Genomic DNA, 11,952 nt, shown 5'->3' with positions numbered 1-11,952 from the left:
TTCATACTATGTGCGTTATAACGTACGCAATAAGTTAACTCTACACTTGTGCGCTATAACGCACAAGGCGTTTTGTTTAAAATGCTAAATAGACGCTAGTTGTTTAAATGTGACAAGAAGCAGTGAATGATGAAAACCAATAGCGATGCACTACAGGCAGGGGACTTTTCGTTAAGTATCTCTACGCGTTTAAAGCAGTTGCGTGGTGATATGGGCTTGTCTCTTGATAAAGCCGCCACGTTAACAGGTGTGTCTAAAGCCATGTTAGGCCAAATAGAGCGGCAAGAATCAAGCCCGACTATTGCCACATTATGGAAAATTGCGACAGGGTTAAATGCCTCGTTCTCCTCTTTTATTGCAGCAAACGCACAGTCTGAATTCGATATTAATCACGGCTTTATTCACGACCCAAACATGCAAGTGAAAACCCTATTTCCTTTTGATGTAAACAAAGGTTTTGAGGTGTTTGAAATTACCCTAACTCACTTCCATGAGCAGCGTTCTACCGCCCACCAAAGTGGGGTAACAGAGCATATTCATTGCATTGAGGGTAGGTTAACTCTAAGGCAGGGCGATGATAGTAGAACCATAACGGCAGGCGAGCAGTATTTGATAAATGCCGATCAAGTGCATGGCTACAAAGATGAAAGTGGGAAAACCCGGTTTATTAATATTATCCACTACCCGGTGTTGTAAAGGCAGCTGGCAGGCAAGTGATTAGAGGTAAAGCGGCTGGCTAACGGATGACTAAGATAAACAGAATGTTGAGCAATACCCATGGGGCACTGCTCAACACGTATTAATGTCACGCTAGTTAAACACGGTTTAGTTGTTAGCGTCGTTCAAGTTGAGCGTTTCACGCAAGAAGTTTAGCAAAGTACAAAGCTCTGCAGACATTAACGCAAATTCAGCATCTAGGCGTGCTTCAACTTGGTCTTTAGGAATGTCTTCAGTCTCTTCTTTTAATCTATCGGTAAACTTAATACGCTTTAACGAGCCATCTTCAGCAATAACTGCCGTTAGGGTATCTTGATATTCAAACGCTACTTTTTGTACCAGCTTACCTGCATCCAAGTGAATCGTGATTTCATCACTATCAAGCGGCTGGTTCTTACAGCGAATAATACTGCCAGCATCATCTGTAGATTTGAACTCGGCTTCTTCAAGTAGTGCTATGCCATCTGGCGCAGCGTCAGTCAGCCAGTGAGTCAGTTCAGACTGCAAACTGTGGCGAGCTAAAGGCACAACCGGTAGTGAGCCAATGGCTTTTCGAACTAGGGCTAAAAAGGCTTCAGCTTTGCCATCGGCAGAGGCATCAACAGCCACAAGGTTATCTTCTAATGAAATAAACCCATGGGTGTAAGTGTTTTTAGTAAACGCTTGAGGTAACAAGCGAGTCTGAATTTCCTGCTTAAGATCAGCTTTCGCCTTTTTACCGACAGGCGAACCGGTTTCCATTTCAATTTTGGCAACCATGTCGTCCAGTTCGGCATTAATTACCGCGGCAGGAAGTAGCTTTTCTTGCTTCTTAACAGTAAGCCAATAACGTTGGCCAACACGCTGAAACATAGTGCCTTGTTTGCCGGCTTGAGAGAAAGGGGAGGCAAAGCCCATAGTGGCCAAGTCTTGACTCTTACAAGGACGGAAGGCTTGCTCGCTTAGCACGCGCTCTAGGTCGTCATCGTCAAGGGAAAGTGGCTGTGTAATTTGGTAGGCTTTTATATTTTTAAACCACATTTGAGGCTATCTCTTTTAAAAATGGTGGGCAAGCGTACCAAGCTAGCGAATGCGGTGCAACGGATATAGTACGGGAGCTATAGAGATTTTTTGTTAAGCAGGTTTGCCCTTCATAGGAAAGCGAATGGTATATTGGAGGCCATCGCCAGGTTTGCTTTGCGCTTCAATGTGGCCAGATAAAGACTGAGTAACAAGATTGTACATAATGTGTGTGCCAAGCCCGCTGCCGCCTTCTCCTCGCTTAGTGGTAAAGAAGGCATCAAACAACCTATCTAAGTCGTCATTAGATAAACCTTTTCCGTTGTCACGGTAACGCATTTCTATGGTGTTGTTATCAGTACTCACATCCAACGTAATTTTGCCATCGTTAGTGTCTTCAAAACCATGCACTAAAGAGTTCACAATCATGTTCGTCACAATTTGGGCAATGGCCCCTGGTGCACAGCGAATATAAAGATCTTCAGGGCAATTGACCACTATTTCATGATTACTATGCTTGAAGCTTGGCTTGAGCGATTTAATGATGTCACGAATGTAATCGTTAAGGTTTATCTCTCGCTCAGTTTCGCTGGTTTGATCTACCGCCACTTGTTTGAAGCTGGCGATAAGCTCAGATGCTCTGTTTAAGTTAGTTAACAGAAGATTAGCCGTTTGCTCAGCTTCATTAATGAAGTTTTCCATGTTCTTAGTTGTCAGGCTTTTTTCTTCAAAACCCGTTTTTAAGTTATTGAGTCGCTCTTGCAAAAAGCTGGCTGCCGTCACGCCAACGCCCAATGGAGTATTCACATCATGGGTAATGCCTGCTACCAACCCGCCAAGAGAAGCCATGCGCTCAGATTCGACTAACTGATCTTTGGCGAGCTGTAAATTTCCCATTGAATTCGCCAACTCCGAGTTTCTTTTACGAAGCTCATCTTCTATATACTGCCTATTTTCATTCTCTTGACGAAGCTCTCTTTGATTCGCGATAAGCTCGTCTTTTTGCTGTTCTAGGCTAAGCATAATTTGAGAAAGCGAAGAGGTTTTCTTGGCCACTTCTTGTTCTAAAATGAGGTTCTGGTCGTCTAATTTTTTATTGGCATGTGACAGCTGACTTTGGGCATTGGTCAACTTGCTATTTGATACGATTAAGTCGTCGATAACATTGTTGTACGACTCTTTTAGTTGCAATAATTCATTATCGTCACTTATTTTGACTGAAAGCTTACTTTCTTCAGGGTGAAGTGGATCGAACCCTTCCATTTGATGGGTGATTTCAGCCAAGGGTTCGGACAACATGGTGCGAAACGCGGTCATAAAAAGAAACACCAAGAAGGTTGTTTTTATTAACGCATTACCAATAAGAAAAAAGATCCCAATTTCAATACGACCAAAAATAGTATCGAAACTTGAGTAGAGCGTTACATCGCCTACAGTCGATTCTCGTCCTGAAAATTTAAATATTAATGGAAAGCTATAACTGAAAATACCACCTGGGTGGTCTTCAATAAGTTCTTCTTCGATAGGAGAGCGGGGACGCTGAATGCTTAAACCGTAGTCGGCAATTTGATTGCCATTTTCATCCCTGACTTGTACACCTTCAACAATAGGAAGTTCTAATAACCCCTCTGCTATTGAGCTAGCTTGTTCGGTGTTCAATTCCCACAGGGCACGGGTCAAGCTGGTTGAGAAGGTGTTCTTTAAAGTTTGTAATTCATCTTCGACATGATCTTTGGTACTAAGATACTCGGTAAAAATCTGTCCAACGGTAACAATAAGCGTAAGAATGAAGTATACAGAAAGCACTCGTGTCAGCAGTTTTCTTGATAACCCAGTTTTTACCGCCGCCATTGAACAACATTCCTCTGTCTACAATTTACTTGACCTTCATTGCCAAGAATATGCGTAAATGTATGAATAAACAAGCAACCTCTATGAAGAAAGTTTTACCTATCTTTGTCGAAAACTTGACACATTAATGTAATCGTTTTAATAAAAGTGTCACAGTGCACATTAATAATAGCGGCGTTTTGTGATGAGCAGGAAAATAATAATGTCTCGTACAGTTTTGGTGGTTGAGGACGAAGCGCCCATCCGTGAAATGCTTAAGTTTGTGTTAGAGCAGTCTGGTTTTAATATCATTGAAGCCGAAGATTACGATATAGCGCAAGAAAAAATATGTGAACCTTACCCAGATTTAATCTTACTTGATTGGATGCTACCGGGTGGTAGCGGCGTGCAATTGGCTAAGAGTTTAAAGCAGCATGAGTTTACTCGTGATATTCCAGTGATTATGCTTACCGCTAGAGGCGAAGAAGAAGATAAAATTCGAGGCCTTGATGCGGGTGCGGATGATTACGTCACTAAACCGTTTTCACCCAAAGAGCTTATCGCTCGAATTAAAGCGGTGATGCGACGCGTAACGCCTACATCAAATGAAGAGCCTATTGAATTTAACGGCTTGAAACTTGAGCCGGTGTCTCACCGTGTTATGGCTAATGAAGAGCCACTTGACATGGGTCCCACAGAATTCAAATTACTGCATTTTTTCATGACCCACCCAGAGCGTGTTTATAGCCGTGAGCTATTACTCGACAATGTATGGGGTACGAATGTGTATGTGGAAGATAGAACGGTTGATGTACATATCAGGCGTTTACGTAAAGCTATCTCTCGTCATGGGCATGATGCTATGATTCAAACCGTGCGTGGAGCCGGTTACCGTTTCTCTACCAAACTCTAAATTCCCAGCGGATAAGAGACGCCACTAGCGTCTCTTCGCTCTCCGCGTTTCACTGTTTCAGGGCGCATTCACTATGTATTACCCGTTCTCATGGCTGAGAAGTACGCTTCGACTAGTGCTATACCTTCTGGTATTCGCGCTAATCGGTTGGTACATGAATGACATGTTATTTGCTGTAGCCATTGGCGCCACCTTGCTGCTCATTTTCAACTATTGGCATTTATACAAGCTTAACCGCTGGTTATGGCATAGCCGTAAGATGTCACCACCCACAGTGCGTGGTGTGTGGGAGCATATTTACGAAGGTATTTATTACCTGCAGCGCAGAAACAGGAATAAGCGTAAAGAGCTTGGCGAACTAGTGAAGCGCTTCCGTGAGGGGTCTGAAGCACTCCCCGATGCAGCGGTAGTAGTAGATTCTAAAGCATGTATTATCTGGTGTAACCGCTTAGCGCGGTTGGATCTGGGCTTAAAGTGGCCACAAGATGCGGGCAGAAGGCTCGATAACTTACTACGACACCCAGAATTTATTCAGTATTTTCATGCTGGAAATTTCAAATATCCTATTGAAGTTCCATCACCAACCAACCCGCATAAAACCTTTGAATATCGGGTTATGCCTTATGGCGACGAGCACCTGTTATTGATTGCGCGAGATATTACCCGCGTCTCTCAGTTAGAGGCCATGCGTAAAGATTTTGTCGCCAATGTGTCACATGAACTACGAACGCCTCTCACGGTTATCAATGGCTATTTAGAAATCTTGCCAGTGGATGAAACCGCAGATCCTTTTATGCAAAAAGCCATGAAGGAGATGACTGCGCAAACTCATCGTATGCAAAATTTGATTGAAGATTTATTGGTGTTGTCTCGCATTGAAGCCAGCTCGGAACGGATTTACGAAAATGTGGTTAATATTCCCACGGTACTGTCTCAGATAGAGCGAGAAGCCCAAGCACTGAATAAAGAAAAACAACACCATATTGAATTTCATATTGATACCGACCTTAAAGTCTTTGGGGTTGAAACCGAGCTACGAAGTGCTTGTTCTAACTTAGTATTTAATGCGGTGCACTACACTCCACCTGGTGGTGAAATTCATGTATATTGGCGGCATGATGAGGAAGGCGCAAAGTTCGCGGTGCACGATAATGGCGATGGCATTGAATCCAATCATCTTAATCGACTCACAGAACGTTTTTATCGGGTTGATAAAGCACGGTCACGCAAAACCGGTGGTTCAGGATTGGGGTTGTCGATAGTGAAGCACGTACTTAGCCACCATAATTCTCGTTTAGACATTGCTAGCACTTTAGGGGAGGGCAGTCAGTTTTCCTTTGTGCTGGATAAAGAGTTAATTGCGGAGCAAATTTAAATGCGAATAAAGCAATTCATCGCCTTGTGCAATGTGGCCGTTTTGCTTCTTGTTTCAGGCTCGCTAGGCGCTGAAACTACCCACGAGTTAGAATACGAACGTCAACCTGGGGTGGCAGGAAAAATTACTTCGGTAGGGTCAGACACACTCGCGAATTTAATGACTTTTTGGTCACAAGAATTCAAAGCCCTCTATCCGCAGGTGGGTTTTCAAATTCAAGCGTCTGGTTCTTCTACTGCGCCCCCTGCGCTCATTGAAGGAACCGCCACTATCGGCCCAATGAGCCGAGAATTAAAACCTAGCGAGATTCGCGACTTTACCCGCAAGCACGGTTACCCGCCTTTAGTCCTTAAGGTTGCGATGGACGCCATCGCTATCTTTGTTGAACGCCGCAATCCGTTGCAAGGGCTAACCTTAAACCAAGTCGATTCTATTTTTTCCCAAACACAATTTTGCGGAGGGGATGGGCCAATCAATAGATGGTCAGAGTTAGGCATTGACGCGAACGGTTATCGCGCTCCAATTCGCTTGTACGGACGAAATTCGGTATCAGGAACCTATGGGCTATTTAAAATCATAGCCATGTGTGACGGTGACTTTAGAAATACAGTTAACGAACAGCCGGGGTCGGCATCAGTGGTGCTATCTGTGGCTTCAGGCAAAGGGGCGATGGGCTACGCCGCCTACGGGTATAAAACTGCAGGAGTGCGGGCGCTGCCATTAGGTGAAAGCAAAGATTCTTTAGTGCCACTTACCATAGATAACGTTCGCAGTGAGTCTTATCCGTTTTCTCGTTTCTTGTATTTGGTGATAAACAAAAAACCTGGTGAGCCACTACCTACTCTTGAAAGAGAGTTTCTGCGTTATATTTTGTCTGAACAAGGCCAAGAGCAAGTATCACGAGATGGGTACTTTCCTATTCGAGAAGATATGCTGCTTAGACAGCGTAGGTTGGTTGATTAGTTATTGTACAAGCAGGTGGGTAATCGTGGAGCACGTTTCATCACGCTGGAAAAATTGGGTAGTAAAAAACCTTTTATCAGGCACGGCACTGCCCGTAATTATTGAACAGTTAACTCTAAATGGGTTTGACGCAAAAACCGTTCGCTCGCTTCTAGGCAGCAATTTACCTGAAAAGCATGTTTTCGACCGAGACATAGAATTTTACCGTAAGCTCGCATTTCCTGCGTTTTTACATCAGCCTTCAAATCAGAATGTGAGTTGTTTGTACGATGAAGAGCAAGTTCAGCTCTATCGCGTTGACGACTTTCTATCTGCTGACGAGTGCCACGAGGTGATAAGCCTTTCTTCAAGTAAACTTACGCCCTCAAAACTCACTGGAGCTCCTTCTACAGCAGGAATTAGAACATCTTCCACTTGTGAACTCGCCTTCATGCAGAGCGAATTATTTACCTCAATAGATAGCCGCGTCGTCAACTTCTTAGACTTGGGCGTAGGAGAAAAAGAGGTGATTCAAGCACAACATTATGAGGAAGGGCAATATTTTAAACCGCATTTTGATTTCTTCCCGCCAGGCACACCACAATATCTAGAACATGCAAAAACAAGAGGTCAGCGGACATGGACTTGCATGATTTATTTAGACGATGTCGTGGAGGGGGGGCATACACATTTTACAAAAATTGGGGTGTCGATAAAGCCCCGCCGAGGCGCAGCACTGATATGGAACAATTTGACCCAAACAGGCGCGCCTAATTTTAATACTCTGCATTATGCTGAACCGGTGACTACGGGTAATAAAAACGTCATAACCAAGTGGTTTCGAGATAGAAATTAGCAAATCTTTCAATATAACCATCTGCTGAAATCCCTAAATTTCGTTTTAACTACCTAAAAAACAAGACAATCTTAAAGACATTTAAGACTATTTATAAAAGTTCCAAATATTTCTATTTGAATGTGCATTTGTAACAAAAATGTCACCCTTCTCATTTAACCTCTACCGGACTTTGAAATTCAAACTAAGATCTAACTGGAGAATTTAATGGAAATTCGTAATGTTTTTAAGATCAGTGCAATTACAACAGCACTTGTTCTTGCAGGTTGCGGTGGCGATATAAATATTAACGAAGGTGACGAAGTTGTTGCAGCGCCAACAACACCAACCACGCCAACGACCCCAACCACGCCAACAACCCCTGATGTTGATACGCCATTTTCATTAGGCTTGGCGACAGATGCATCTAGCGAATTCTCTACTATTACCGATAAACCTGTTTATCGGTTAAACGACGACTTAGTGTTAACGCAAGACATGACGTTGACGAACGATGCACACTGGATCATTAAAGGTCGTACGGCTGTAGGTAACGACAACGCTGATTCAACAGTACTTACCATTGAAGAAGGTACTACGGTTATCGGTGAAGACGGTGATGACTTCCTAGTGGTACGCCGTGGTTCACAAATTGAAGCGTCTGGTTCATCTTCAGCGCCAATCGTTATGACATCTATACAAGATGTTACTGGCGAAGAAACATCAATTGGCCAATGGGGTGGTGTGGTATTACTCGGTAATGCACCAACCAACCTTTGTAACACTGGTGATGATGACCAAACGTCTGACGATGAACTGGCTTCTTGTGGTGTGTCTGCTGAAGGTGATGCAGGCCTATATGGCGGCAACAACGCTCAAGACAACTCGGGTACGCTTGAATACGTTGTTGTTAAGCATGCGGGTAAAGCGTTGGCTTCTGGTGATGAACTAAACGGTATTTCATTTGCGGGTATCGGTTCTGAAACCACCGTTAATCACATTCAAGTTCACCAAAACCTTGATGACGGTATCGAATTTTTCGGTGGTACGGTTAGTGTAAGCAATGTCGTACTTACTGATATTGGTGATGATTCACTAGATTGGTCTTTCGGCTGGACGGGTAGTGCAACTAACGTTTACATTCAGCAATCTGCTGACGGCGGCGATAACGCCATTGAAGCGGATAACAATGAAGATAATCCTTCATGGTTACCTCTTACCAAACCAACGATTTCTAACGTAACCATTGTAAGTGCCGATGGCACTAACGGCGTACGTTTACGTAACGGCACTGCGGGTGTGTTATCAAACGTCGTGGTAACAGGTTCTACCTTGGCCGCTAACTGCTTGCGTGTAAATGGTGACGAGTCTATTGCTAATGCAGAATCTGGCGAGCTTTCAATTACTAACTCTGTTGTTGCGTGTGAAACACCTGCCAACAACTTTGGTTCAGATGAGATTGGCGGTGAGTCTACACAAGCTTGGTTTGAAGGCCAAACAGGCAATAGTGTGCTTACACCATCAGAACTATTATTTGAAGATAACGGTTATTTCCCAACTTCTGCATCGCCGTTAGCTAACAGTGGAAATTACATCGGTGCATTTGACCCTGCTGGTGAAGACTGGACTACCGGTTGGACGGTTGGCGTAAATGGTGGATTTCCAACGGATATCCAAACGGCTTTCGAACAAGGTTTAGCAACAGATGTATCTGCTAACTTCCCAGAATTAACCGATAAGCCAGTTTATGAACTTGCTGAAGATACAACATTAACCAGTGATGTAACGTTAACTAACGATGCTTACTGGCTAATTAAAGGTCGCTTAGCGGTTGGTAACGATAACGCAGATAATGCAGTACTTTACATTGAACAAGGCACCACGGTGTTCGGCGAAGAAGGCGATGACTTCTTAGTAGTGCGTCGAGGCTCTCAGATTCAAGCTGAAGGCACGGCCAGTGCACCCATTACATTTACCTCAGTTCAGGACCTAACGGGTCAAGAAACGTCAATTGGTCAATGGGGCGGTTTAGTGCTTCTTGGTAACGCACCCACTAATCTATGTAACACGGGTGATGATTCTGATACTTCAGATGCGGAATTAGCGGCATGTGGCGTAGCCGCGGAAGGCGATGCAGGCCTATACGGTGGTGCAGATGCTGAAGATAATTCAGGTACACTTCGCTATATCGTCGTTAAGCACGCAGGTCGCGCATTAGCGGCAGGTGACGAGCTAAACGGTATTTCATTTGCGGGTATTGGTTCTGGTACTGAAGTTGAATTTATTCAAGTTCACCAAAACCTTGATGACGGTGTTGAATTCTTCGGTGGTACAGTAAGTGTTCGCAACATTGTGTTGACTGATATCGGCGATGACTCACTAGATTGGTCATTTGGTTGGACTGGTAACGCACAAAACGTTTATATCCAGCAATCTGCTGCAGGTGGCGATAATGCTATCGAAGCGGATAACAACGAAGATAATCCAGCTTGGTTACCGCTTACTAGCCCAACTATCTCGAACGTAACCATTGTTGGTGCCGATGGCACAAACGGTGTGCGTTTACGTAACGGTACTGCAGGAGCAGTTCGTAACTTAGTGGTTACGGCGGGTGAAGGCTACTCAAACTGCCTACGTGTTAACGGTGCTGAATCTATCGCTAATGCAGAATCTGGTGCACTTTCTGTTGAGAATTCAGTGGTTGCCTGTGAGACAGATGACAACTTTGGATCTGATGAAATCAGCGGTGATTCAACACAAGCGTGGTTTACCGGTCAAACTGGAAACAGTGTACAAACGGCTGAAGCCTTAATGCTTTCTACCGATGGCTTCACACCTCGCTCTGGTTCTCCTTTACTTGGCGCTGGCGTTGATATGTCTGCTGACAGTGATTTCTTCACATCAACTGACTACATCGGCGCATTTGATGGCGAAAACAACTGGATGGATGGTTGGACTGTTGCGGTTAACGACTCAATCCCTTCAGATGTGACTAACGCCTTTGAGCAAGGCCTAGCGACTGACGTTTCAGGCAGCTTTGCCGCCATTACAGATAAGCCTGTATATCAACTAGCTGCTGATACTATCTTTACTGCTGACGTTTCTTTAACCAATGATGCTCACTGGTTAATTAAAGGCCGTACTGCAGTAGGTAACGATAATGCTGATAGCGCTACGCTTTATATCCAACGCGGTACTACCGTATTTGGTGAAGATGGCGACGATTTCTTAGTGGTACGCCGCGGTTCAAAGATGGAAGCGTCTGGTACAGCAACATTGCCTATCACGTTCACCTCATCTGAAGATATGACAGGTGGCGAAACGACTATCGGTCAATGGGGCGGCCTAGTTATCTTAGGTAATGCGCCAACTAACTTGTGTAATACAGGCGACGACGACGCAACATCAGAGGCTGAATTAGCAGCATGTGGTGTATCTGCTGAAGGTGACGCTGGTCTATATGGCGGCGCCGATGCAGAAGATAGCTCTGGTACATTCCGCTACGTTATTGTTAAGCATGCAGGTAAAGCACTGGCAGCAGGTGATGAACTAAACGGTATTTCATTTGCTGGTGTTGGTAGTGGTACAGAAGTAGACTTCATCCAAGTGCACGAGAACTTAGATGATGGTGTTGAGTTCTTTGGTGGCACGGTAAACGTTAGCCACTTAGTATTAACAGCCATCGGTGATGACTCACTGGATTGGTCTTTCGGTTGGACAGGTAAGGCTCAGTACGTACTTATCAAACAGGGTCTTAATGGCGGCGACAACGCATTTGAAGCTGACAACAATGAAGACAATCCTACTTGGACACCACTTACAACACCTACTGTATCTAATGTAACCATCATTGGTTCTACAGATACCAATGGTGTACGTCTGCGCAACGGTACTGCAGGAACCATTAAAAACTTAGTGGTAACTGGCGGCGCTGACTACAGCAACTGCCTACGCGTTAACGGTGATGAATCAATTGCGAATGCAGCAGATGCGTCACTTACCGTTACCCATTCTGCAGTGGCTTGTGAGTCTACAAGCGCATTTGGTTCTGATGTGATTGGCACGGCAACAACCCAAGAGTGGTTTGAAGCACAAGATGGTAACACCGTTGTTGCAGATATTGACGCATTAAGCTTCGATGACGCAACCGGCTATGTGCCAAGCAGTGATTCAGCGTTACTTGGTTCTGGTTTTGATGCGTCTACGCTAGATAGCTTCTTCGATAGCACTGATTATAAGGGTGCATTCGATGGCGAAGCTAACTGGACGCTAGGCTGGGTAACTGTAGGTCTTGAAGACTAATTTACTTTCGTCATTCATTGAAGCTAAGGCGCTTATGCG

At 44.4% G+C, this 11,952-nt stretch carries 8 protein-coding genes; 6 read left to right on the top strand and 2 right to left on the bottom strand.

All coding sequences use genetic code 11. From position 1 onward, the window contains the following. The first annotated feature begins 126 nt into the window (after positions 1 to 126). Complete coding sequence (locus tag R1T43_RS17340) at positions 127 to 696, top strand: XRE family transcriptional regulator (protein ID WP_317350534.1); 570 nt, start codon at positions 127 to 129, stop codon at positions 694 to 696. 129 nt (positions 697 to 825) lie between these two features. On the opposite strand, the gene rdgC is transcribed toward R1T43_RS17340, so the two are convergent. After that, positions 826 to 1,737, bottom strand: coding sequence for a recombination-associated protein RdgC (gene rdgC / locus R1T43_RS17335; RefSeq protein ID WP_317350532.1), 912 nt, complete (start codon positions 1,735 to 1,737; stop codon positions 826 to 828). Positions 1,738 to 1,830: 93 nt separating this feature from the next. Next, entirely contained in the window at positions 1,831 to 3,567 is a 1,737-nt protein-coding gene (locus R1T43_RS17330; RefSeq protein WP_211069888.1) for a sensor histidine kinase, read from the bottom strand. A gap of 202 nt (positions 3,568 to 3,769) precedes the next feature. Between R1T43_RS17330 and phoB the strand changes: the two genes are divergently transcribed. The 5 genes from phoB to R1T43_RS17305 all read left to right on the top strand — a co-directional run bounded on the left by phoB (position 3,770) and on the right by R1T43_RS17305 (position 11,913). Further along, positions 3,770 to 4,459, top strand: a complete 690-nt coding sequence (phoB, locus tag R1T43_RS17325; RefSeq protein ID WP_057793852.1) for a phosphate regulon transcriptional regulator PhoB — start codon at positions 3,770 to 3,772, stop codon at positions 4,457 to 4,459. Positions 4,460 to 4,532: 73 nt separating this feature from the next. Then, positions 4,533 to 5,834, top strand: coding sequence for a phosphate regulon sensor histidine kinase PhoR (gene phoR / locus R1T43_RS17320; protein ID WP_061997161.1), 1,302 nt, complete (start codon positions 4,533 to 4,535; stop codon positions 5,832 to 5,834). After that, a complete protein-coding gene (locus R1T43_RS17315) occupies positions 5,835 to 6,797 on the top strand; it encodes a PstS family phosphate ABC transporter substrate-binding protein (protein WP_211069887.1) in 963 nt (320 codons plus the stop codon). It begins immediately after the preceding gene. Positions 6,798 to 6,822: 25 nt separating this feature from the next. Further along, complete coding sequence (locus tag R1T43_RS17310) at positions 6,823 to 7,632, top strand: 2OG-Fe(II) oxygenase (RefSeq protein ID WP_317350527.1); 810 nt, start codon at positions 6,823 to 6,825, stop codon at positions 7,630 to 7,632. A gap of 207 nt (positions 7,633 to 7,839) precedes the next feature. Further along, positions 7,840 to 11,913, top strand: a complete 4,074-nt coding sequence (locus R1T43_RS17305; protein WP_317350525.1) for a hypothetical protein — start codon at positions 7,840 to 7,842, stop codon at positions 11,911 to 11,913. The last annotated feature ends 39 nt before the right edge of the window (positions 11,914 to 11,952 follow it).

The sequence above is a fragment of the Alteromonas sp. CI.11.F.A3 genome, from assembly GCF_032925565.1.
GTDB lineage: Bacteria > Pseudomonadota > Gammaproteobacteria > Enterobacterales > Alteromonadaceae > Alteromonas.
This window is presented reverse-complemented; position numbering and strand designations above follow the sequence as displayed.

Excerpts from the sequence above, each read along its gene's own strand:
- R1T43_RS17340 (WP_317350534.1), top strand. The coding sequence starts at position 127 with ATGATGAAAACCAATAGCGATGCACTACAGGCAGGGGACTTTTCGTTA.
- rdgC (WP_317350532.1), bottom strand. The coding sequence starts at position 1,737 with ATGTGGTTTAAAAATATAAAAGCCTACCAAATTACACAGCCACTTTCC.
- R1T43_RS17330 (WP_211069888.1), bottom strand. The coding sequence starts at position 3,567 with ATGGCGGCGGTAAAAACTGGGTTATCAAGAAAACTGCTGACACGAGTG.
- phoB (WP_057793852.1), top strand. The coding sequence starts at position 3,770 with ATGTCTCGTACAGTTTTGGTGGTTGAGGACGAAGCGCCCATCCGTGAA.
- phoR (WP_061997161.1), top strand. The coding sequence starts at position 4,533 with ATGTATTACCCGTTCTCATGGCTGAGAAGTACGCTTCGACTAGTGCTA.
- R1T43_RS17315 (WP_211069887.1), top strand. The coding sequence starts at position 5,835 with ATGCGAATAAAGCAATTCATCGCCTTGTGCAATGTGGCCGTTTTGCTT.
- R1T43_RS17305 (WP_317350525.1), top strand. The coding sequence starts at position 7,840 with ATGGAAATTCGTAATGTTTTTAAGATCAGTGCAATTACAACAGCACTT.